The 23,471-nt window shown below is 62.0% G+C and carries 16 protein-coding genes and 1 tRNA gene; 3 read left to right on the top strand and 14 right to left on the bottom strand.

What is annotated here, in order from left to right:
* Positions 1 to 19: 19 nt before the first annotated feature.
* Both tsaB and tsaE read right to left on the bottom strand, forming a co-directional pair.
* The gene (gene tsaB, locus B5F98_RS03915; RefSeq protein ID WP_164488795.1) at positions 20 to 730 is read right to left on the bottom strand and encodes a tRNA (adenosine(37)-N6)-threonylcarbamoyltransferase complex dimerization subunit type 1 TsaB; all 711 of its coding nucleotides are present in this window, start codon (positions 728 to 730) and stop codon (positions 20 to 22) included.
* Positions 727 to 1,152: a tRNA (adenosine(37)-N6)-threonylcarbamoyltransferase complex ATPase subunit type 1 TsaE gene (gene tsaE, locus B5F98_RS03910; protein WP_087369711.1), complete on the bottom strand. Its 426-nt coding sequence runs from the start codon at positions 1,150 to 1,152 to the stop codon at positions 727 to 729. The genes tsaB and tsaE overlap by 4 nt, the downstream gene beginning before the upstream one ends.
* A 124-nt stretch (positions 1,153 to 1,276) precedes the next feature.
* On the opposite strand from tsaE, the gene B5F98_RS03905 reads away from it, so the two are divergent.
* Positions 1,277 to 2,437 carry an FtsW/RodA/SpoVE family cell cycle protein gene (locus B5F98_RS03905; protein WP_242961590.1) on the top strand — a complete coding sequence of 387 codons (1,161 nt, stop codon included), beginning with the start codon at positions 1,277 to 1,279 and terminating at the stop codon, positions 2,435 to 2,437.
* A gap of 66 nt (positions 2,438 to 2,503) precedes the next feature.
* Complete coding sequence (locus B5F98_RS03900) at positions 2,504 to 3,463, top strand: Ig-like domain-containing protein (RefSeq protein WP_087369707.1); 960 nt, start codon at positions 2,504 to 2,506, stop codon at positions 3,461 to 3,463.
* A 46-nt stretch (positions 3,464 to 3,509) separates the two neighbouring features.
* On the opposite strand, the gene B5F98_RS03895 is transcribed toward B5F98_RS03900, so the two are convergent.
* From B5F98_RS03895 to B5F98_RS03885, 3 genes are all read right to left on the bottom strand, one after another.
* Positions 3,510 to 6,131 (bottom strand): DNA translocase FtsK, encoded by a 2,622-nt coding sequence (locus B5F98_RS03895; RefSeq protein ID WP_087369705.1) that lies wholly within the window; start codon positions 6,129 to 6,131, stop codon positions 3,510 to 3,512.
* A 15-nt stretch (positions 6,132 to 6,146) separates the two neighbouring features.
* Positions 6,147 to 6,968 carry an undecaprenyl-diphosphate phosphatase gene (locus tag B5F98_RS03890; protein WP_087369729.1) on the bottom strand — a complete coding sequence of 274 codons (822 nt, stop codon included), beginning with the start codon at positions 6,966 to 6,968 and terminating at the stop codon, positions 6,147 to 6,149.
* Between the two features lie 435 nt (positions 6,969 to 7,403).
* Positions 7,404 to 12,731 (bottom strand): family 20 glycosylhydrolase, encoded by a 5,328-nt coding sequence (locus B5F98_RS03885; RefSeq protein WP_087369703.1) that lies wholly within the window; start codon positions 12,729 to 12,731, stop codon positions 7,404 to 7,406.
* Positions 12,732 to 12,964: 233 nt separating this feature from the next.
* On the opposite strand from B5F98_RS03885, the gene B5F98_RS03880 reads away from it, so the two are divergent.
* Positions 12,965 to 13,453, top strand: a complete 489-nt coding sequence (locus B5F98_RS03880; RefSeq protein ID WP_087369701.1) for a DUF3592 domain-containing protein — start codon at positions 12,965 to 12,967, stop codon at positions 13,451 to 13,453.
* A 36-nt stretch (positions 13,454 to 13,489) separates the two neighbouring features.
* Here the strand turns inward: B5F98_RS03880 and B5F98_RS03875 are convergent, their stop codons facing one another.
* The 9 genes from B5F98_RS03875 to B5F98_RS03835 form a co-directional block, all read right to left on the bottom strand.
* Positions 13,490 to 14,185 carry an ATP-dependent Clp protease proteolytic subunit gene (locus B5F98_RS03875; protein WP_087369699.1) on the bottom strand — a complete coding sequence of 232 codons (696 nt, stop codon included), beginning with the start codon at positions 14,183 to 14,185 and terminating at the stop codon, positions 13,490 to 13,492.
* A gap of 132 nt (positions 14,186 to 14,317) precedes the next feature.
* Positions 14,318 to 15,721: an aminopeptidase gene (locus tag B5F98_RS03870; protein WP_087228903.1), complete on the bottom strand. Its 1,404-nt coding sequence runs from the start codon at positions 15,719 to 15,721 to the stop codon at positions 14,318 to 14,320.
* 20 nt (positions 15,722 to 15,741) lie between these two features.
* Positions 15,742 to 16,347: a dephospho-CoA kinase gene (gene coaE, locus B5F98_RS03865; RefSeq protein ID WP_087369697.1), complete on the bottom strand. Its 606-nt coding sequence runs from the start codon at positions 16,345 to 16,347 to the stop codon at positions 15,742 to 15,744.
* Positions 16,344 to 17,621 (bottom strand): L-threonylcarbamoyladenylate synthase, encoded by a 1,278-nt coding sequence (locus B5F98_RS12905; protein WP_158099772.1) that lies wholly within the window; start codon positions 17,619 to 17,621, stop codon positions 16,344 to 16,346. The genes coaE and B5F98_RS12905 overlap by 4 nt, the downstream gene beginning before the upstream one ends.
* A gap of 4 nt (positions 17,622 to 17,625) precedes the next feature.
* On the bottom strand, positions 17,626 to 18,687 hold the full coding sequence (gene prfA, locus B5F98_RS03855; protein ID WP_087369695.1) for a peptide chain release factor 1: 1,062 nt from the start codon (positions 18,685 to 18,687) through the stop codon (positions 17,626 to 17,628).
* Between the two features lie 4 nt (positions 18,688 to 18,691).
* A complete protein-coding gene (gene abc-f / locus B5F98_RS03850; protein WP_087369693.1) occupies positions 18,692 to 20,599 on the bottom strand; it encodes a ribosomal protection-like ABC-F family protein in 1,908 nt (635 codons plus the stop codon).
* A gap of 36 nt (positions 20,600 to 20,635) precedes the next feature.
* A complete protein-coding gene (murF, locus tag B5F98_RS03845) occupies positions 20,636 to 22,030 on the bottom strand; it encodes a UDP-N-acetylmuramoyl-tripeptide--D-alanyl-D-alanine ligase (protein ID WP_087228918.1) in 1,395 nt (464 codons plus the stop codon).
* Positions 22,031 to 22,053: 23 nt separating this feature from the next.
* On the bottom strand, positions 22,054 to 23,100 hold the full coding sequence (locus B5F98_RS03840) for a D-alanine--D-alanine ligase (protein ID WP_087369691.1): 1,047 nt from the start codon (positions 23,098 to 23,100) through the stop codon (positions 22,054 to 22,056).
* Between the two features lie 210 nt (positions 23,101 to 23,310).
* A tRNA-Gln gene (locus tag B5F98_RS03835) sits at positions 23,311 to 23,384 on the bottom strand.
* Positions 23,385 to 23,471 lie beyond the last annotated feature (87 nt).

Genomic DNA, 23,471 nt, shown 5'->3' with positions numbered 1-23,471 from the left:
ACCCCTTTTCTTATATCGGTCATTTGGTCAAAGATTTGCCCTGGGCCAAACGCTCCCGTTCGGCCTGGCTCAGGCGGTGGTACTGGGGTGCCATGGCAGCCCCACTCACCAGCTGATCCCGGCGGGCCAGCTCCAGCCCTGCACGGGCCACACCCCAAGCGGTCTGGTAGACCAGGTGGGGCGGCATCATGGTGGCGGATATTCCCCGCTCTTTGAGGAAATTATAACACAAGGATGCGCCATCTCCAACGAGAAATTTCGCATTGGAGGATTTTTCAAGTTCCTGGGCCAGCTGATCCAGGCCAATGGCGGCGTCTTCGCTCAGCCGGGTGAGAGTCCCGTTCTGGGCCAGGAACCGGGCGGCATACACCTGATTGCGCCGGGCGTCCATCACCGCGCAGATCTCCCCCTCCATGTGGGCGCACTGCCACGCCATGGACTCCAGGGTAGAACAGGGAGCGCAGGGCTTCCCATCGGTCCAAGCCAGGCCCTTGGCCGCAGCCACGCCGATACGCACTCCAGTGAAGGAGCCAGGTCCAGCGGCCACTGCCACCACGTCAATGTCGTGGAGGGTGAGCCCCACGTTGTCCAGCAGCTGGGTCACCATGGGCACGAGGGTCACCGAGTGGGTCAGGCCGCTGTTCTGGAAGGACTGCCCCAGCAGCTTCTCGTCCTCGGTGATGGCCACCGAGGCGGTGACCGCCGAGGTCTCCAAGGCCAAAATTTTCATAGCTCTACCCCCTCTATGGTGATGATGCGGGTGTTATCGTCCTCGCCCCGGGAGATATCCACCCGAATGGTGTCCCCGTCCAGGGCCTCGTCCACATTCTCGCTCCACTCCACGGCACACACACCGTTCCGGGCCAGGTAGTCCTCCCAGCCGATGTGGAACAGCTCGTCGGCGCTGCCCAAGCGGTACATGTCAAAGTGGAACAGGGGCAGGCGGCCCCCTTCATACTCATTGACGATGGTAAAGGTGGGGCTGGTCACCCGCTCTTCAATTCCCAATCCCTCTGCCATTCCAGAGACAAAGGCGGTCTTCCCCGCCCCCAGGTCCCCGGTAAATGCCACCACGGCGCCCCCCTGGAGCGCCTGTGCCAATGTACGGCCCAACGCCCTGGTCTCCTCCGGGCTGTGGGTGATATACTGCATAGCCGTTCACCTCAACTTGTAAACTCTTTCAAGACAGTATAGCACACCCCGGCCATATGTGCTATACTAATCTTTATCATTGTGATCTTTCCCATATTATGAGAGGAGAACTCCCATGGTCTTCATGGATAACCTTCGTGATTTCTTTAAAAAAGGGGACGTGCTGCTCCTGACCCTGTGCGTGTGCGCCAACCTCTTCGGCATCGCCCTGGTGTACAGCGCCACTCGGTACGACCCCGCCCTCCACAGCTATCCCCTCAAGCAGGCCATCTTTCTCTGCCTGGGCATTGTGATCTACATTGTCATTACCTTTGTAGACCTGGAATTTTTGCTGGAAAAGTGGTGGAAGGTATTTCTGGTGTTGGGTCTGGCCATCATCCTGCTGCTGCTCCCCTTCGGCCGGGACGACGGCACCGGAAACCGCAGCTGGGTCTTTCTCCCCGGCCTATCCACCGGCTTCCAGCCCGGCGAGATGGCCAAGCTGGCCTACATCTGCGTGCTGGCCTGGCTCATCAACCACCAGCGCTCCTTTGGGGTGAGCCGATTCACCTCCCTGTTGAAGTACGCCGGGCTGACCATGCTCTTTGCTGGAATGCTGGCCGCCCTCTCCGGCGACTACGGCATGGTGCTGGTGTACCTGTTCATCTTTGTCATCATGGCCTGGGTGGGCGGCGTCCAGAAGCGGTGGTTCCTGGGGATAGGCATTCCCCTGGTGGGCGGTGTCATCCTGCTATGGAATTTCGTGCTTCCCCACACCAAGTTCTGGACGGACTACCGCATCATGCGCTTCCGGGTGGTCTTTGACCACTCCCTGGACCCTCTGGGCCGCGGATGGCAGCAGAGCCGCTCCCTGCTGGCCATTGGCTCGGGGCAGATCACCGGCATGGGCTACCTCCACGGCAAACAGACCCAGTCCTCCCTGTCCCAGAACCTGCCTGCCCGCCACACCGACTTCATCTTCTCGGTGTGTGGAGAAGAGTTGGGGCTGTTGGGGTGCTGCGTGGTGCTGCTGCTCCTCTTCGCCATCATCCTGCGCTGTGTGTGGGTGTCCCGGCAGGCCAAGAGCCGCATGTCCGCCTACATCGCCATGGGCATCGCCGCCATGCTCATGATTCAGACCATGCTCAACGTGGGCATGTGCCTGTACGTGGCCCCGGTCATTGGTCTGACTCTTCCCTTCTTCAGCTACGGCGGCTCCTCCACCCTCACCCTCTTTGTGGCCATGGGCATGGTGTCGGGCATCAAAATGAGGCCCCTGCCCAGCTGGCTCAAAGACCGAACTTGATCGAATATTTTTCACCACCATGTGCCATGCTAGAGGTATCAACTCAGAGCAAGGAGGCACCCTCTTGTGAAATACCGTCTTCCCCTATTCTGCCTGCTGCTGGCGGGGGCCCTGACCATGCCGGTGTCCGCCGCCGTGGTCACCACCGTCAGCACTGGCGGGGAGAACACCCCGCCGGTGGCGAAAAATCTTACCCTGACCACCTATCAGGACATTGCCATCACCAGCACCTTCTCCGCCGTGGACCCCGAGGGAGATCTCATCACCTACCAGGTGGTGGACAGCCCCGCCCGGGGCCAGGTGACTCTGGATGAGAAGGACACCTCCACCTTCTGGTACACCCCCTACGAGAACAAGAAAGGCTCCGACGTGTTCTCCTATGTGGCCATTGACAGCATGGGCAACGTCTCCGAGCCCGCCACCGTGGAGATCTCCATCACCGTGCCCACCTGTGGCGTGACCTATGCCGATCTGGACGGCAGTCCCTACCACTATGCCGCCCTGCGCCTGGCCGAGGAGGGCATCTACGTGGGCCGTCAAATGGCAGGGGTGGCCTACTTTGACCCCCATCAGCCCCTCACCCGGGAGGAATTTCTGGTGCTGGCCATGGACGTGACTCAGACCCAGCCCCTGGACGGGGTTTCCACCACCGGCTTTTATGACGATGGAGACATCTCCGCCTGGGCCAAAGGATATGTCTCCGCCGCTGTGATGCAGGGGGCTGGGCTGGGAGAACAAAACGAGGACGGCCAAGTGGTGTTCTCCCCCTCGGACTCCATCACCCAGCTGGAGGCCGCGGTGATGCTGGAAGAGCTTCTGTGCACCACCGACATCCCCATCCACACCACCTCGGTGAGCCAAGAGATTCCCGCCTGGGCCAGCCAGTCGGTGGCCAACCTGGAGGCGCTGGACGTGGTGGCCCCTGGGGCCACTCTCTCGGACACCCTCACCCGGGGGGAAGCCGCCCAGAAGCTCTCCGCCGCCCTGGATGTGGTGGACAGCCGGGAGACCAGCTGGTTTCAATAAGTAGAAGAGCTGGACAGAACCCAAGTTCTGTCCAGCTCTTTTCGTCTTAAAATGGCGGTAAATCTCGGCTCTGCTCCACGGCATCTCCCTCAAAGGGGAACTCCTCTGGTACCGGCTCCGAGGGCTCCGGGGCAGTGTCCACCATGTTCTGGCGGTACTGCATCTCCTGCCACTGCTCCTTGGTGATGAGCAGCTGGCGGGGCTTGGAGCCCTCAAAGGGGCCCACCACGCCCTTCTCCTCCATCTGGTCCACCAGGCGGGCGGCTCGGCCGTAGCCCAGCTTCAGGCGGCGTTGGAGCATGGACACCGAGGCCTGTCCTACCTCCAGCACCACGTCGATGGCAGCGGGGAGCAGCTCGTCATAGTCCCCGCCCTGGTTGGGATCGGACCCGCCCACACCCTTGGCGCCTTTCTCCTTCTCCTCGGCGTGCTTTTCGATTTCATGCATCACCGACTCGTCGTACTGGGCGGTGCCGCTCTGCTTGATGAAGTCCACCACCTGGGCCACCTCCTCCTCAGAGATAAAGCAGCCCTGGACACGCTGGGGCTTGCCCTGGCCCAGAGGGGCATAGAGCATGTCACCCTTGCCCACCAGCTTCTCGGCACCGGTGGTGTCCAGAATGATGCGGGACTCCAAGCTGGAGGCCACGGCAAAGGCAATGCGGCTGGGGATGTTGGCCTTCATCAGGCCCGTGATGACATCGGCAGAGGGACGCTGGGTGGCAATGACCAGGTGCATGCCCGAGGCACGGCCCATCTGGGCCACCCGGCAGATGGACTCTTCCACCTCTTTGGCAGCCACCAGCATCAGGTCGGCCAGCTCGTCGATGACCACCACGATCTGGGGCATGGTGTCCCGCCCGCTCTTGCGGGCGTGGTTGTTGTAGGAGGCAAGATCCTTGGCTCCCACCTCAGAGAAAGCCTTGTACCGCTTCATCATCTCACACACCGCCCATTGCAGGGCGCCGGCGGCCTTCTTGGGGTCGGTGACCACGGGGATGAGCAGATGAGGGATGCCGTTGTACACCCCCAACTCCACCATCTTGGGGTCCACCATGATGAGGCGCACCTCGTCGGGGGTGGCCTTGTACAGCAGAGAGATGATGAGGGAGTTGGTGCACACCGACTTACCGGAACCGGTGGTACCGGCAATGAGCATATGGGGCAGCTTGGCGATGTTGCCCACCACACAGTTGCCCCCGATGTCCTTGCCCACGGCAAAGGATACCTTGGAGGGGCTGTCGGTAAAGGCCCGGTCGCTGATGACGTCCCGAATGGCCACAGGGCTCACCTGGCGGTTGGGCACCTCAATGCCCACAGTGGAAATCTTATCGGGGATGGGGGCCACACGCACCGCGGAGGCGCCCAGAGCCAGGGCGATATCGTCGGAGAGGTTGGTGATCTTGTTCAGCTTCACGCCCTGCTCCAGCTCCAGCTCGTACCGGGTCACCGAGGGACCTCGAGTGACGTTGACGATGTGGGCATCCACGCCGAAGGAGATGAGGGCGTCCTGGAGTCGCTGCTGGTTGGTCTGGAGCTCTCCAGCGGCAGCGGCGGCCATGCCGCTGCCTTCCGCCAGCAGGGACACAGGGGGATAGCGGTACACCCCGGTGTTGCTCTGTTCCATGCCCGCCTCGATCTCCTGGGCCACCTGGGCGTGGGCCTGTTGAGCCTCCTGGCGGGTAACCTTCTCCACCGGGGGCTGGGCCGGTGCGGGGACGGGCTGAGCCACAGCCGGCTCAGGCTCCGGCTCCACCTGGGGTGCGGGGAAAATCTCGGGCAGTTCCTCCTCCACCGCCACCTCGCCTGTGGGCTCCTCTGAAACTGCGGCGGGCGGCGTAGGCTCAGCTTCCTTCCCCCACAGGTCGAACAGTTTCTTCTTTCGGGGGGCAGGCTGAGGGGCGGGGGTGTCGTCTACCGGGATATCAATGGCGGGCTTTCGCTCCCGTCTCCGAGGGGCGGGCGGCTGAGGTGCCTCGTAGGTCTGAGGCTCTTCCTCCTCTTCCCACCGGGCTTGACGGGCCTCTTCCCGCTCCTCCATCCAGCCCCGCATATCCTGATAGAACTCCACCGGGGTGCGGTTGAAGGCAAAGAGCAAGGTGAGCAGGGTCACCACCAGAAGCACCACCATAGCCCCCACCGTACTGAAAGCGTAGCGGAAGGAGATGGCCAGGATGCCGCCCAGCACACCGCCGGAGTTGCTGCGCAGACCAGCCATCCACAGCTGGCCCATGAGATTCATCCCCCATGTAAAGCGGTTGCCGCTGAGCATGAGGTGTAGAATGGCACCGGCCAGCACCGGCAGCAGCAGCGCACAGGTCAGGCGCAGCCGCACCGGGCGGCGGCGGTGAAAGATCAAGATGTAGGCGCACAGCACCAAAACAGGCGGCGCCAGGTAGTAGCCGTAGCCACACAGGCCCCGGAGCAAGTCGCAAAACAGGTCGATGAATGCGGCCTTGACACCAAAGTAGCCAAAAGAGCCAAAGAAGGCCAACACCAGGCATACCACGCCGCCGATCTCTCGGTGGTAGGAAGGAGCGGCAGGGGCCGCCTTCTTTCTGGGCTTGGCGGTGGAGGTCGTCTTCTTTTTGGTACTTTTGGGAGCGGCAGACTTGCTCTGGGTGCGTTTCCCGCCGCTTTTGGTGGTTTTCTTTTGCGTTGAAGCCATAGCTTCCTCCTCACATTAGAGTACGATAAAACCGGCAACCAGGGAAACTACGCCCACGATCCAGCAGTAGTATGCAAAATTGCCGAACTTGCCCTTGCTGGCCAGCAGGCGCACCAGCTGGATGGAGAAATACCCCACCACGCCGGCCACCACCATGCCCGCCAGATAGTTGGGCAGCAAACTGGTGTCCACACCTTCGCCCACGGCTTTGACCACCTTGAGCAAGGTAGCGCCCAGCACCGCAGGCAGGGACAGCAGGAAGGAATAGCGCACGGCAAACTTCCGGTCAAAGCCCAGAAGCATACCGGCGGAAATGGTGCTGCCGGAACGAGAGATGCCGGGGATGGTAGCCACCCCCTGGGCAATGCCCACTAGCAGAGCGTCCTTCACGGTGGCGGTGCGGGCGTTCTTACGTCCGCCGCCCATGCGGTCCGAGAAAAACAGAATAAAGCCGGTGAGAATGAGCATCACCGACACCGCAGCGGGATAGTTACCCAGCTGCTCCACCACCCCCTCCAAGGGCAGGACCACAAACAGAGGCAGAGTGCCCACGATGACCATCAACACCAGGCGGCGGGCCGTGGGGGGCCGGGACTCCCGGCTGCCGTGGCCGGAAAACAGAGAGGCGAAGCCGCGGAAGAACTCCACCACCATCTCCACAATGTCCTTCCAGTATACCACGCACACAGCGAGAAGCGTGGCAAAATGCAGCAGGATGTTAAAGAGGTTATCCACCTCTTTCATCCCAAAGAAGTGCTGCAACAGGGTCAAATGCCCGGAACTGGAGATGGGCAGAAATTCCGCCACGCCCTGAACAAAGCCCATAAACACTGACATGAGCAAGGACAAGATTATCACCTCATTTTTCTTGATTGCCCAGGACTGAAATCCGGTGCATCATAGTATATTACCACATCCCATAGTCAAATTCCAGCGTTTTTCTCCCTACCATCGGAAATCTCGTCAAAATACCTCATATCCATGCAAAAGGCCAGATGATATTGCATCGTCAAAAAGCCCTCGGCAGAGTTTTCCCGCCTAAGGGCGGGAAAATAAATCAAAATCTGTTTTTCCTGGGGACATGCGCATCGGGAAAAACACTTCTCAGCCCGCCAGTGTGGAATCGGATCGCCCTTTGACCCGATTCTGCATGCAGCGGGCTGCAATTTCTCTCAAAAATGCTGGCATTTTTGAGAAGCGTGTCGAACTGGTTCGACACGCGAAATACCCCGGACCGGGAGAACCCGGTCCGGGGTATTTGGTGCAAAGAGATCAGCGGACTCGCTTGCGGGCCGCCGCAACCACAGCCAGGCAAGCAGCACAGACCAAGAGGGTCAGAACGGGCACCATCACCCAGTTCCCATCTCCGGTCTGAGGCACACTCTCCGGCTTCTGGGTGGCATCCGGCTTGTCCGTGGTTTCGGGCTTGTCGGTGGCGTTGGGGGTCTCACCGCTCTCGGTGGTCAGACCACGGATGGCGGTGTCCAACTGAGCCACAGCGGCGTCCACCGTCTTCTGGTCGTCCTCGGTGAGGCTGTTGTCCGCCATCACGGTCTGAGCGTTGGCCAGAGCGGTGCGGAAGGCGGCCACGCTCTCGGCGGTGTAGCCGGACAGGTCCAAGCTCTCAGCCTTGCCGATGAGGTCTTCCAGGATGGACTTGTTAGCCTTGAAACGCTGGGCCAGGATGGCATTGAGCAACACCTGAGCGGCGGGCTGCACGTCCTCCTCCATGGCGTCGCCGTCGGCCATCACGTCCTTGGCAGCCGCCAGGGCGTCCACCAACTCCTTCCAGTGCTCGGCCACATACTGGTCAGCGTTGGCAGTCATGTCCTCCGCCTTGGCGATCAGCTGCTCCAGCATGGCCTTGTCGCCCTGGGTGAGGCCCAGGCCCCAGATACCCTCCAGCAGGGCGTCCCAAGCGGCGTCGACATCCTCCTGAGAGGCGTTTTCATCCGCCAGAACTACCTTGGCATTGGCCAGTGCCTGTTCAAAAGCAGCCTTGGCAGTGTCGGTGACACCCTCGGTGGAGAGCGTCATGGCGTAGTCATAGGTCTTTTGCAGCAGGGTCTTGTCTACCTGGCTGGGTTCGGGGGTGGGCTCCGGCGTAGGCTCGGGAGTGGGAGTAGGTGTAGGCTCCACAGGCAGATTCTCCATGGCCTCGGTGAGGGCTGCGGCGCTGTTCTCCACCTCGCTGCGGGTAGCCAAGGGGCTGCCTTGGAGGGCACGGGCCAGCACCACGGCCTCAAACAGTGCCCGTTCCTCCTGAGTGTCCTGAGAAGTAAAGGTCAGGCCCTTTTCAGCCACGATCTCCTCGGCCTGGGCCAACAGCTTCTGGAGCTCTGCTTTGTCCACCTGCTCATAGACCAGCATCTCCTGGAGCTTGTACACGCCGCTGGACTGGTTGCCCTGCATCTTCACAAAGCGGGCCTCCATCGCCTGGTCCAGCTTCACGGTCTGGCGGGCGGCAGTGTTGCCGGAGACCACCTTGGCCTCGGTCCAGGTCTCCCCGTCCAGAGAGGTCATAATCTTGATGTCACGGCCCACGCCGTCGGCTCTCCACTGGAGGTCCACCTGGGAGATGGTGCGCACCTGGCCCAGGTCCACGGTGAGGGAGCTGTCCCCGTGGTCGCCCTGCCAGTAGGAGTAGATCTCCGAAGAGGCATCGTCGTCGCTGGTGAAGGTCTCGCCGTCCACCGCCTTCATGGCGATGCGGGTGCGCTGCACTCCGTTGTCCTGGCCGGAGGCGTCGCTGCTCTGGTAGGAGTCGCCGCCGGCGTAGGCGTTCTGGGCCACGTTCACCAGGCCGTCATCGGTCCCCGCCACCTCCTGGGCAGACAGGGCCTTGTTGTACACCTTCAGGTTGGCCATCTGGCCGTGGAAGTCCTGACCGATCTTCTCCAGGGGCAGCAGCACCGAGGAGTAGAGGGTGGACACCGCATTGGGGGTCACACCGTCCTGGTCCTGCTTCTGGGACAGGAAGGTCACCAGCTGGCCGTTGACATAGAGCCGGGTGGCCTGGAAGGTGCCCACGATGGTGATGTTCACGGCGGTGCCGTCGGTGGGCACCTGGTAGCCAAAGTCACGGGTGAAGTAGTTCACATCCGCACTGAGGTTGCCATTGTGTCCCGCCACCTGGATGCGGCCGTCATAGCCGGAGAACAGGGAGGATTCGGCCGTGTTGGCCTCACCATCTTGGACAGAGAGCTTCAAATCAAAGGAGACGGTGTAGGGATAGGACAGAGTCTTCAACGGGGTCTCCAGGAGGGTGGAGCCGTCGAAGGTGAGCCAGCCGTCCTCCACAGCGCCGCCGGTGAGAGTGGCGTCATAGCCGTTGCCGCTGGCGTCGTACACTCGGGTTCCATCCTGATCGGTGTTAGCAAAGTCATAGTCCAGCACCAGGGAGCTGGCGCTGTCCACCTCCATGGCGATCTGGGTTCCGGGGCCCTCGGCCAGACGGGCGGCACGCAGCTCGTACTCAGGGAAGGTATCCTCCTGGTCGGTGCCACCCCAGGTCTTTTCGCTGAGGATGGACACGGTGCGCAGCACCCGCTGGTGGATGTCCTGCTCGGTCATGCCCTCCTGGCTCTGGTCGCCCCAGACCACGCCCTTGGCGCCCACCAGGTTGGGCTCACCCACCAGGGGATTGTTGCCGCCGAACATGGTGGGGTTCCAGTCGTAGAACAGGTACTCGGCGTTGGGCACGTCTCGGTTGGTACGGCCGGGGTTGGCGTACAGGAAGGCGTCCCGGCAGTTGATGACCTGATACCCTTCGGCCACACGCTGGGCGGCCTGGTCATAGGCGGTGCTCCAGATGTCCAGCTGGTAGTCCTCCGCCAGCTCCTGGGCGGTCTTGCCCAGGGCGGTCTGAGCGGTGGCAAAGCTGCCGGTGCTGGCGCCCCACATGCGGATTTTGGTGTCCTCACCCAGGTTGTTCTGGATGGTCTGGCGCATGGTGTCGGCAAACTTGGCAAAGGCATCGTTGGTGGCCTGGTTGTGCACCCAGTACTCATCGGCGCCGATGTGCACCACGTCCGCGTTCACCACCGGGTCCTCCCCACGGGTGTACTCGTCCCACAGGGTGGAGGCAAAGCGCAGGGCCCGTTGGCTGTTGGGGCCGGTCAAGTCCAGCAGCTCCAGCTGCTGGCCCAGGCTGGTGGTGCTGGGGGCCAGCATGGTGCCCCCGGCCAGCCACTCAATGTTGTCCGGGTTCTCAGCGGCGTACTTGTTGTACAGCAGGGAGTGACCGGGCATGTCCAGCTCGGTGAGCACATACATGCCCATGTCCTCGCACATCTGGGTCAGCGCCCGCCACTGGTCCTTGGTGTAGGTGGGGTTGCCCTGATAGTCCTCGTTGTTGTTGTAGTAGTCGGAGTTGATGAGATCGGCAGGAATGCCTGCATGCTTGGTCTCCGAGGTAAGGCTGGGGAACTCCTCGCTCTCCAGGCGGTGGAAGCCGGAGTGGGTCTCAAAGGAGGAGGAGCTGATGTTGGCGTTGTCGTTGTCATTGACATGCAGGTGGAACTCGTTCATCTTGTACCACAGCATGATCTTGGCGTAGTCCTGGAGCAGCTCATAGCGGTAGGGGGTACGGGCCACGTCCAGCATGATGCCCCGCACCTCATAGGCGGGATAGTCCCGCATGATGCCCTGGGGAATGGACACATGGTCCTGGGCCTGCCACAGAATCTGCTCGGCGGTAATGGTGCCATACAGGCAACCAGTATAGGTGGGGGCATAGATGTGCAGCCCCTGCTCATTGGTCACCATCAGGTAGCCCTCCTCCCCCAGGTCATAGGCGGCGGGGTCGGTGAGGGACTCCAAATAGATGTCGTGGGGCCCGGTGGGGGCGGTGCCCGTCTCCACCGTCAGGGTGAGGCCGGAGATCTCCTCCACATCGGTCACCAGGTTCTGGGCCACCTTGTCCAGGCCCACATTGGCCTTGTCATTGAGGATGACCTTGGAGTCGGCGGTGAGGGTAAAGCTGCCCTCATAGCCGTACCACTCCTGGACGGTGGGAATGACCTCTGGCTTGGGGTTGGGGTCGGTCACCGTGGGGAACCACTCAGCGGGATAGTTGGAGGAGTGGTCGGGCACGGTGACGGTGACATTCTTCTGGGCATAGCTGGTCTCGTCTCCCCGGTCGGTAAGGCGCAGCAGCAGCGTCACGTCCCGAGCGCCAATGTTCCACGAGCTGATGGTGCCGTCATTGGCCACCACGTTCTCCAGTTCGCTGCCCCGCACCACCAGGTCCGCCCCGGAGATGGTGGGCAAAGTGATCTGGGTATCTCCCAGGCTGGGATTGGACACAGTGACTTTATTCAGTTCTCCATCCACGTCCACAGGGGGGTGAACGTCGGGATTGGTGCCCATGAGCGCAACCTCGGCAATGTTCACATTGTTGCCGCCGGGGGCCTGGGCGTTGGTCTTGTGGATGTACAGCCGCACATACCGGCCCAGCTGGGTCTGACCCAGAGCGGGCTGGGACGTGGTGGTGATGGTGTCGGTATAGCTGGCAGGGTCTGCGATGTTCTGCCCCTCTCCGTTGACCAGAGTGGAATTAGCCGAAGCTCGGCTGACATAGGCCACCCGCTGCCAGGAATCGGCATCCTCCGGGGTGTCGGTGGTCTGGAGCTCATATTCCATGGCCCACACCTTGTTGCTGGCATAGGTGATCTTCACGGTCTGAAGCTTCGAGCCGGTGGCTCCCAGGTCCATCTGGAGCCACTGAGGGGTCTGGAGCTCCTGGTCCTTGGAGTTGTCCGTGACCTTGAAGTCCTTCAGGTCCGGGGAGTTCCACTGGGTGGTCTTGGAGCCGTCCACCGCATTGGATGCGGAGGTCCCCTCCACGGCCCCGCTGGCCGTCACCGGGCGGTTGAGGGCCAGGTTCCAGGGCTCCTCGGTGGGTTCTTCCGCCTCTTTGGCATACACCTGAATCTCCCGCAGGCACACGTTGTTGCCGGGAGCGGCGGTGTTCACCTTTTCCACATAGAAGCGCACATACCGCTCCACCGAAGCACCCTCTGCCAGGGCGGGGGTGGTGTCCGAGGTGATGGTGTCGGTGTTGGCAGCGGAGGCGGGGGTGGTGTTCCCCGTCTCGTCGGCGATGTTCTGGCCGCTGCCGTTTTTCACCGCTCCGTCAAAGGGGGAGCGCTCCACCCGCACCAAGGTGGTCCAGGCGTCCTCTGTCCCGTTGTCCGAAGAGGTCTGAATCTCGTACACCATGGGCCACACCTTCATGTTGTACCACAGCTGAACCCCCGCCACCTCCACGGGCTGGGTCACGCTCTCCCCCAGGTCTACGGTGAGCCACTGGGGGGTCTGGGCATCGGTGGGGGTCGCTCCGCTGGTCTTCATGTCGTCCGAGGCCCACTGATAGGTCTCCTGGGTGATGCCATCCACGGCATAGTGGGCAGTGGACGCCCCCGAGGACACGAACACCGGACTGTCCGGGGTAATCATGGCGGTACCCTCTACGGCACGGGCCGCCGCCTTGGTATCTCCACCTGTGTCTGCCGCAATGGCCTGCAGGGGCAGACTGCTGGCCAGGAAGAGGGCGGACAGCGCCAGGCTGAGCACCTGTTTTTTCTTCATTACCTTCATTTCCTTTCCTCCCTTGTCAAATTTCGCTTCCACTTGTCTGTTTTAGTTTAGCACATTTTACAATAAACGCAAGGTTTTCTTTTCGTTCTCTGTCATTTTGCGGTGGATTTTTCATCCACATACATACAACTTCGGATTTCATTGACACAGGCCCCCAGGTCGGGTATCATTACAGGAAAGGACATGGGACGGTGCGTCTCCCCTGTCCCTGATACTTTTTGGGGTGAATCAACATGAAACAAAAGAAAACACACAACCAGCCGCAGGCGAAGTCTTCAGGCTTTCTCTTCAACTTCATCCTGTTTCTGGGCTTCGTATTTGCCGTCAGCGCCGTTGGCATCTTCATCTCCGGCTATTCCAACTTCCAGACCCAGTGGGACCAGACCGAGTGGACGGTTGCCACTGCCCAGGTGGTGGAGGTCACCGACTCCCAGGTGAATGGTACCACGGTGTATGAGGTGGAGTACCAATATGAGGCAGGAGACACCACCTACACCGGCACCGCTCAGCGCTCCAGCGACGATCTCAAGGCCGGGGACTCCCTGACCATCAAATACAATCCCGACAGTCCCGATGCCTCCACGGCCAATCTGGCCGTGGACATGGCCTTTATCATTCAGGCCAGCATATCCGCCGTGTTGGCAGTGATCTTCCTCTACGGCCCCTCTCTCTACCAAAAGAAAAAGCAGGGCGGCCCCGTTCGCCGTCTTCCCCTGCGCTAAATGAACATCCCGCTCTGGATAACCAGAGCGGGATGTTCACTTCTTACGATATTTCTTCATGCGCTTGCGCAGGCAGGCCATAGCATCGGACAGCCCGCCCAGGTGGTCAATGAGCCCCAGCTCCACCGCCTGCTGGCCGTAGACGATGCTGCCCATGTCGGCGGCCATCTCCTGGGTGTTGAGCATCAACTTCTCCAGTCGCTCCCGGGTGATGGAGCTGTTGTGGGTGACAAAGTCCAAAATCCGCTCCTGCACCCGCTGGAAGTAGTGGAAGGTCTGGCTGACTCCGATGACCATACCGTTGAGCCGCACCGGGTGGATGGTCATGGCCCCGGAGGGCACAATGAAGGACTCCTTGGCGGACACCGCCAAAGGCACCCCGATGGAGTGGCCGCCCCCCAGCACCAGAGACACCGTGGGCTTAGACATCCCGGCAATCATCTCGGCTATGGCCAGCCCCGCCTCGATGTCACCCCCCATGGTGTTGAGCAGGATCAGCAGTCCGTCCACCTCGTCGCTCTCCTCCACCGCCGTGAGCAGGGGCAGCACGTGCTCATACTTGGTGGTCTTGGCCCCTTCCGGGGCCTCTTGATGGCCCTCGATCTGGCCGATGATGGTGAGGGTCTGAATGGTCCCGCACCCGGTCTTCACCGTGGAGGCCCCCAGCTCGGTGAGTTGCTGCTGTTGCTCCTCCGCAGGCTGTGTTCCCCCGCTGTTATCCTCTTTTTTCATGCAAAAGCACCCCCTTCCCGGATAGTATTTCCAGGAATGGGGCGCTTTATCCTGCAAACGGCAAAAAGCCTCGCAGCGTTCGCACCCGCAGATGCGAAACATCAGAATCCGTTTTCCCTTTGAACGGAACTCTTAGCCCTCGTACAGAGCCCGGCAGGCTGCGTAGGTCATGTAGCAGTCCAGCTTGGACACGGTCTCAAAGGGAGAGTGCATGGACAGCACGGGCACACCGGCGTCCAGGGTGTCGATGTTGCGGTTGGCCATATAGCAGGCCACGGTGCCGCCGCCGCCCTGGTCGGTCTTGCCCAGCTCGGCCATCTGCCACAGAACCCCGCGGTCGTCCAGCAGACGGCGGATATAGCCCACAGCCTCGGCACCAGCATCGGAGCAGCCGCCCTTGCCGCGGGCACCGGTGTACTTGCTCAGGCCCACGCCATAGTTGACGAAGGCGGAGTTGTTGCGCTCATAGACCTCAGCAAAGTTGGGGTCGAAGGCGGCGGTGACGTCGGAGGACAGGCAGAAGGACTTCTCATAGCAGGCCCGCAGAGGCACGTTCTGGCTGTCGCACAGGTCCTCCATGAAGGTGTCGAAGAAGGCGGACTGCATGCCGGACACGCCCTCGGAGCCGATCTCCTCCTTGTCAGCCAGCACGCACACGGCGGTACGGCAGGGAGTGCCCTCCAGGTCCAGCATGGCCTTCAGGCCAGCGTAGGCGCACACCCGGTCGTCGTGGCCGTAAGCGCCCAGCAGGGTGCGGTCAAAGCCGATGTCGGTGGCATTGAAGGCGGGGACCGCCTCGATCTCGGCGGAGATGAAGTCGGCCTCGGTGATGCCGTACTTCTCGTTGAGAATCTGCATCACCGCCAGCTTCACCCGGCCGTCGCCCTCGTCGTCCTTCAGGGGGCGGCTGCCCACCACCAGGTTCAGGCTCTCGGCGGGAATGGCCTCGCCCAGGGGCTTCTTGGACTGGTCCGCGCCCAGGTGGGGCAGCAGATCGTTGATGGTGAACTGGGGATCGCCGGGATTGCCGCCCACGGACACATTCACCACAGAGCCGTCCTTGAGCACCACCACGCCCCGCAACTCCAGGGGAATGGTCACCCACTGGTACTTGCGGATGCCGCCATAGTAGTGGGTCTTGAGGAAGGCGATCTCGCTGTCCTCATAGAGGGGGGTGGGCTTCAGGTCCAGACGAGGGGCGTCGATGTGGGCAGCCACGATGGACACGCCCTGGTCCAGGGGGGCAGAGCCGATGACAGCCAGGTTGATGCCGCGGCCCCGGTTGACCCGGTAGACCTTCATGCCGGGAACCAGCTCCATGCCCCGCTCCAGGGGCACAAAACCGGCAGCTTCAATGAGCTCCACGGTGTAGTCCACACAGGTGCGCTCGGTCTTGCCCTTATCCAGGTAGACCTTGTAGCCCTCGCAGTAATCAAAAATGGCGTGCTCGGTGGCCTCGTCCACCTTGTCCCAGCCGTTCTTCTTCTGGTTGAGCAGCTGCTCCCGGAGCAGCTTTCCCTTGTTGTTCTCTTCCATGGGTATAACCTCCTATATGTTTATCTGTGCAATATATGGGCAAACAACGCCGTGGCCTGCTGTTCCAGCTGCCCCGGGTCGTCTCCGTCGTTGTGTAAGGTGTATTGACAGTGGGTCTCAAAAAACTCCGCTGGCTTCTGAGCCTCCACCCGCTTGCGGGCATAGGCCTCGTCGATGCCGTCCCGGGCCATGATGCGCCCAATGCGGGTCTCCGCCTTGGCCACCACCGCCACGGTGATGTGGCAGATGTCCGCCACTCCGCTCTCAATGAGGGCTATGGCGTCCACCACCGCCACCTGCTTTCCCTCCGCCTGGGCCTGGTCCAAACGGCGCTGGATTTCCAGTTGGATATACCGGTGGGTGATGGCATTCAAATCTTCCAGAGCCTGGGAATTTCCAAACACCCTGGCCCCCAACTGCTTGCGCAGCAGCACCCCCTGGTCATCGTAGATGTCCGGGCCGAACCGCTCTTGCAATTCCTGGCGCATGAGCTGACTGGACACGGTGAGGTCATGGTAGATGGCGTCGGCGTCCAGCACCGCCGCCCCCATGCCCTCCAGCACGTGGAGCACGGTGGTCTTTCCCGCTCCTGTGGGCCCGGTGAGGCCAATGATGGTGAAGCTCATCCCTCCACCTCACATCCCAGGGCCTGCTCAATGGCCTCGCGGCTCAGGCCGCCCTGGCGGAGGATGCGGAAGGGTTTTACGGTCAGGTTCACAATGGTGGACTCCACCCCCACCGAGCAGGGGCCACCGTCCAGCACCGCCCCAATGCGGCCGTCCAGCTGCTCCAGCACCTGCTGAGCGTTCTTGGGGCTGGGGTGGCCGGAGATGTTGGCGGAAGGACAGGCCAGAGGATGGCCCAGAGCCCGGATAACCCCCAGGGTGTCCGGGTGGTCGGGGCAGCGCACCCCCTGGGTTGCACCTCCGGCGGGAACGATGGAGGGCAGGGTGCCCTTGCCCCACAAAATCATGGTCAGAGGACCCGGCCAGAAAGCTTTGGCCAAGATATAGGCCTCAGTGGGAATGTCCCGGCACACCCCTTCCACCATGTCCATGCCGTCCACCAGCACGTTCAGGGGCTTCTCCTCCGGGCGGCCCTTGGCCTCGTAGTTGGCCCGCACCGATTCCTCGATGTAGGCGTCCGAGGCCAGTCCGTACACCGTCTCGGTGGGCACCGCCACCAGTTGGCCCTGGGCGAGCAGCTTTGCCGCCGCCTCCACCTCATGGGGGGCCAGGGTCTGGGTCTCAGGACGGCCCAGCACCAGGGAGAGGAGCTGTCCGGGCCGCTCCACCAAGTGGTGGGCCCCCTCCTGCTCCAGCTCGGAGCGGCTGCGGAAGCCCCACAGCACCCCACAGGTGTCCAGCGAGCCGTTTTTCCCGGTCTGGATGTCCACATTGCTGTCCCCCACAAAGAGGGTGGTGTCCGGCTTAGCTCCCATCTGCTCCATGAGGGCATAGAGCAAGGTGGGGTCGGGCTTGGTGGGCTGGTCGGGCAGTGCCCCCTGGATGTGGGTGAACACCCCGGGGTAGTACCGCTCCATCACCGCTCCAGCCAGAGAGTGAGCTTTGTTGGTGAGCACGCCGATGCCCACCCCCGCCTGCTTTAAGGCGTCCAGCACCTGGGCCATCCCCCAGTAGGGGGCAGTGAGGTCCTCTTTGTGGGCCCCGTAGTAGTCCATAAACTGGGCCAGAGCCTCCTCCAGCTCCTGCTGGGACGTGCCTTGGGGGGCAAACCGCTCCACCAGCTTGGGGATGCCGTTGCCCACCTTAGTCTTGTAGGCCTCCACCGTGTGGGTGGGCCAGCCCCGCTGGGTGCACACCCAGTTTCCGGCGTTGGCCAGGTCGTCAATGGTGTTGAGGAGGGTTCCGTCTAAGTCAAAAATCACATGGGTATACATTTCTCTAGCCCTCTCCTTGTTTCAGCCGCTGGGCCCGGTCGGCGGTGATGAGCCCGTCGATGATCTCGTCCAGATCTCCGTCCATGACAGCGTCCAATTTGTATATGGTCAGCCCGATGCGGTGCTCGGTGAGCCGCCCCTGGGGGAAGTTGTAGGTGCGGATGCGCTCATTGCGCATACCCGAGCCCACCTGGCTGCGCCGCTGGTCTCCGTATTCCTCCGAAATGCGCTGCTGCTCCTGGTCGTAGAGCATGGAGGCCAAAATGCGCATGGCCTTCTCCCGGTTCTGGAACTGGCTGCGCTCCTGCTGGCACTCCACCACCGTGCCCGTGGGCTTGTGGATGAGGCGCACCGCCGAAGAGGTCTTGTTCACGTGCTGGCCACCGGCACCAGAGGCCCGGTAGACCTGCATTTCCACATCGGCGGGATTGAGCTGCACGTCCACCTGCTCCATTTCCGGCAGCACCGCCACGGTGGCGGTGGAGGTGTGCACTCGGCCGCCGGATTCCGTCTCCGGCACCCGCTGCACCCGGTGCACCCCACTCTCAAATTTCAGCCGGGAGTAGGCCCCGTCCCCGGAGATGGTCAGGGAGATATCTTTCACGCCACCCAGCTCGGTCTCGCTGACGCTGTTGACCTCCACCTTCCAGCCCCGCTTTTCCGCGTACATGGTGTACATGCGGGTAAGAGAGTGGGCAAAGAGGGCGGACTCTTCCCCGCCCACTCCGGCACGAATCTCCACAATGACATTTTTGTCGTCGTTGGGGTCCCGGGGCAACAACAGTTCTCGGATGAGCTGCTCCAGGCGCTCCAGTTCCTCACGGGCCTTTGCCATTTCCTCCTGGGCCAGGTCCTTAAAGTCCGGGTCGGAGAGCAGTTCCTCCGCTCCCGCCAGGTCCTCCCCTGCCTTGCACCAGCTGCGGTAGGCGGTGACCAGGGGCTCCAGCTCCCGCTGCTCCTTGTTGAGCCGGGACACCAGGTCCGGGTCTTCATAGGTCTCGTTGGCAGCCAGACGGGCCTCAATCTCCCCGTACCGCTGCTCAATGCCTCTGAGTTTGTCCGTCATGTTCTCACCCCTTGGCCTCTTCCAGCTGGGCAGCCAGGTTCTCCCACTGGGTATACAGGTGGGCTAGCTCATCCTCCAGGCGGCTGCGCTCCTCATAGAGCTCCTGGGCCTTGAGGTAGTCGCTGGCGGCGGCCTCCAGCTCGCCCGTGAGCTCGTCCAGGCGGATTTCCGCCTTTTCCACTGCCCGCTCGGCAGCCCGCACCTGCTTTTCCAGCTCCTTGGTGCCGCCGGAACGGCGGGGCTTCTCCTCCGCCTTGGGCTTTTCCGGCTGTACTTGGGCCTTGGCGGCATTTTTCAGCTGGGCCTGCCGCTCCCGCCAGGCCCGGAACTCCCCGTAGGTGCCCCGGAAGTCCTGAATTTTGCCGTCTTCCAGCATCCACACACGGGTGGCAAACTTCTCGATAAAATAGCGGTCGTGGGAGACAAAGAGCAGGTTGCCCCCGTACTCCGCCACCGCCTCCTCCATCCACTCCCGGGAGTCGATATCCAGGTGGTTGGTGGGCTCGTCCAGCACCAGGAGGTTGATTTTGCTGTCCATGAGCATGCACAGCCGCAGCCGGGACTGCTCGCCGCCGGACAGGGTGGACACGGACTTAAACACGTCATCCCCCCGGAACCGGAAGGAGGCCAGACGGTCCCGGGCCTCCTGGGTGGTGCAGTTCTGGGCGTAGAGCATGGTGTCCACCAGGTTGCGCTCCGGGTGATCGAAGTGGATGATCTGGGGCAGATACCCCACCCGGATGGAGGGGCCCAGGTAGATACTGCCCTGGTCCGGGGCCTCCTCCTCCATGAGAATTTTCAGGAAGGTGGACTTTCCGGTGCCGTTGTCTCCCAACAGGGCAATGCGCTCGCCCCCCGCCACTTCCAGATTCAAATCTGAGAAGAGGGTGCGATCTCCGAAGTGCTTGGACAGCCCGGTGACCACCATGGCCTCGTCTCCGTGGAACTCCCGCTCCCCAAACCGGGTGGTCATCTTCTTCTCCCGGGTGGGCTTGGCGGTGGTGTTCATGCGCTCAATGCGCCGCTCCATGTTGATGGCCCGCTTGTACTGCTTGTCGTTGCCCTGGAAGGCCCACAGGCGCATCTGCTGTGCGGCCTGCTCCAACTGGGCGATCTTGGCCTGCTCCTTCTCATACTGGCGCAGCCGCTCCTGGTACCGCCGCTCCTTCTCCTCCACGTAGAAGGTGTAGTTGCCGGAGTACAACTCCGCTTTGCCGTCCTGAAGCTCCACCACCCGGCGCACCACCTTGTCCAGGAACCATCGGTCGTGGGAGATGGCCAGGACGGTGCCGGGGAAATGCTCCAGATACTCCTCCAGCCACTCGGTGGCGTTGAGGTCCAAGTGGTTGGTGGGCTCGTCCAACAGGAGGATATCCGTATCCTCCAAGATGAGACGGGCCAAATTGATGCGGGTCTTCTCGCCACCGGACAGGGCGGAAAAAAGCCGTCCTCTCATATCCTGGTCAATGGCCAGGCCGTTGCACACCTTGTTGAGCTGGGTCTTGGTGTGGTAGCCTCCCCCCGCCTCAAAGGCGGCGGTGAGCTTGTCGTAGCGCTCCATGACGCTCTGGGTGGGGTGGTCCCCCATCTTCATCCCCAGCTCGGCCAGCTCCCGCTCGATGTTGTGCAGGCGTTCAAAGGCGGTGTCCAGCACGTCCTCCACCGTGTACCCCTCGGGGTAGACGGGAATCTGGGAGATGAGGCCCACCCGCTTACCGGGGGCGATGGTGACGGTGCCCTCGTCCGCCTCCACCTCGCCGGTGATGATGCGGAAGATGGTGGTCTTGCCGGCGCCGTTGCGGCCCAGCAGGCCCACCCGCTCCCCGGTATCCACCTGGAGGGAGAACCCGTCCAGGATTTTTCTGCCCACTTCAAATTCTTTGACCAGGCCGGTCAACTGTATATCAATCATTCCGTTCTCCTCGTCCACCGGCCTCTAACCCGGTTGTTATTTCTGGGTCTGGGCCGTCAGATAGTCTACAATCTTCTCAAAAGCCATGGACCGGGAGGCCTTGACCAAGATGGTCACCCCCGCCCGGATTTCCCGGCTCAGCGCCTCCTTGGCCTCCTCCAGGTCATGGAAATAGGAGACCTGCTCCTGGCTCATGCCCGCCTGGACGGCTCCCTGGGCCATGTGCTTGGCCAGATCACCAATGGCGATGAGTCGCTCCACTCCGGCCTGGGCGAAGTAGCCGCCCACCGCCTGGTGGAACATGGCGCTATTGGCGCCCAGCTCCTTCATGTCCCCCACCACGGCCACACGGCGGCGGTCCTTGGCGTCGCCCAGCACGGCGGCAGCTGCCCGCATGGACTGGGGATTGGCGTTGTAGGCGTCGTTCAAAATCACCACGTCCCCAGGGCAGTTGACCACATTCATCCGCATCTTGGTGGGGAGGAACGCCCGGATGCCCCGGGTGATCTCGTCGGCCTCCATGCCGAACAGCTCGCCCACCGCGGTGGCCATGAGGGTGGGGTAGATCATGTGTGTGCCCAGGGCGGGGATATCCGCCTGGAACTTGCTGTGGGGGGTCTTCACCTGGCAGGAGATGTGGCTGGCCCCGTCGCTGTCAATGTCAAAAGCGGTGTAGTCCAGCCCCTCCCCGCTACCCACCATGTAGGTGGTCTGGGGCAGCTTGCCCTTGAGGGTGGAAAGCATGGGATCGTCCCCGTTGAGAATGGCGGTGCCATCCGCCTTGAGATGGTTGAAGATTTCACACTTGGCGGCAAAGATGGCCTCCCGGCTGCCCAGGTTCTCAATGTGGGAGTCCCCTACATTGGTGATGAGGGCCACATCTGGCTCCACCAGCTCACTGAGGTAGTCGATCTCCCCGGCGTGGTCCATGCCCATCTCCAGCACACAGATCTGGTGGGTGTGATCCAGGCGCAGCAGGGTGAGGGGCAGTCCGATGTCATTGTTGAAGTTGCCCTCGGTTTTCAGCACCTTGTACTTGGCCCCCAGCACCGCCGCCACCATGTCCTTGGTGGTGGTCTTGCCCACCGAGCCGGTCACCGCCACAAAGGGGATGTGGAACATCTCCTTATAGTACCGGGCCAGGTCCCGCAGGGCCCGCTGGGTGGATCGCACCTTGATGTAGAACTTCCCCGGCAGGTAGCTCTCCCGCTCCCGGGCGGTGATGCAGCCCACCGCCCCCTGCTCCAGGGCGCTGTTGATGAAGGAGTGGCCGTCAAACCGCTCCCCCTCCAGGGGAAGGAACAGGCAGCCCTGGGGGACACTGCGGCTGTCGGTGCACACCTCGGTGACCGTCTGATTCAGGTCGGCCTCCCCTCCGATGAGGGTGCCGCCCACTGCCTGGAGTAGCTGCGCCAATGTCAAAGCTTCCATCTTTTCTTCTCCTTTACTGCTCCTCAGTGTCCCGCCTTGCGGGCCTGCAAGGATGCCTCAATGATGCGCTCGCACAAGGTGCCGTAGTCGATGCCCACCACCGCCGCCTCCTGGGGCAGCAGACTGGTGGGAGTCATGCCGGGCAGGGTGTTGATCTCCAAGAACCAGGGGGTGCCGTCCTCGGTGACAATGAAGTCCGCCCGGGAGTACACCGCCAGGCCCACCCCGTGGAACACCTTCAAAGCGGCCTCAGCCAGCCGCTGCTCCCACAGCTGGGGAATCTGGGCAGGACAAATCTCGTCCGCCGCCCCAGGCTGGTACTTGTTCTCATAGTCATAGAATCCCTCTTTGGGGATGATCTCAATGGAGGGCAGCGCCTTTCCCTCCAGGATGCCCACCTGGATTTCCCGGCCGGACACATACTGCTCTACCACACAGCGGCCGCCCAGCTCCAGGCCCTCTTCCAGAGCTGCCTGCAGCTCCTCCTTGGTGCGGGGGATGGACACGCCGATGGAAGAGCCGTAGTCCACGGGCTTGACCACGCAGGGCACTTCCAGACGCTCCACCAGGCCGGGGATGTCCGCTGCGGTGTAGTCCACCAGCTCCCAGCTGGGGGTCTGCACCCCCAGAGGGGCTACGATGCGCTTGGTCAGGTCCTTATCCATGGCGATGGCGGAGCCCAGGTAGTTGGCCCCGGTGTAGGGGATGCCCATGAGGTCCAGGGCGGCCTGCACCCGGCCGTCCTCGCCGCAGGCTCCGTGGAGGGCCAGGAACACCACGTCCGCCTGAGCACACAGCTCCAGCACTCCGGGGCCGAACTGGCTGGCGCCCCCGTCAGTGCGAGAGGCCTTCACCTGCTCCAGGTCGGGGGCCACCCGGCCCACCCGGGTCAGCTCCTCGTCCAGAGGTGCGTCAAACAGGGTCTCCACCGGGGCGTGGGTGCCCAGGAACATATCCACAAAGGCCACCTGGTGCCCCCGCTGGCGCAGGGCGGTGCACACCTTGCAGCCGCTGGACAGCGAGACATTCCGCTCCGGGCTCAGTCCGCCCGCCAATACCACAATCTTCATGACCATTCTCCTTTATCGGTGGAATCACTCCATGGAACATTCGGTCCCTACAAAGCATTCACTCTTCTCTTCATAGGTATGACTCCCAGGCCTCGTTTATCCCGGGGATACCCACATTAGCAAATTATTATATCACTTTGCCCCGTTTCAGGCAAGAGGTGGGTTTTTCTGAGAAAAAGAAAAACGGACATGACCAAGGTCATGTCCGTTTGGCAGCGGATGAAGGATTCGAACCCTCACGAACAGAGTCAGAGTCTGGTGTGCTACCATTACACTAATCCGCTATGTTTGTTCGTTTGTCTTGCGCTTTGTTTTGCGCCGCTCGCTTGAGCCTTGCTTAGTATAGCACGTATACGAAAAATGTCAACCCC

Origin of the sequence: Pseudoflavonifractor sp. An44, assembly GCF_002161675.1 — a bacterium.
Taxonomy (GTDB): Bacteria; Bacillota; Clostridia; order Oscillospirales; family Oscillospiraceae; genus Enterenecus; species Enterenecus faecium.
The sequence above is the reverse complement of the archived record's forward strand: the minus strand, read 5'-3'. Positions and strand labels throughout refer to the sequence as shown.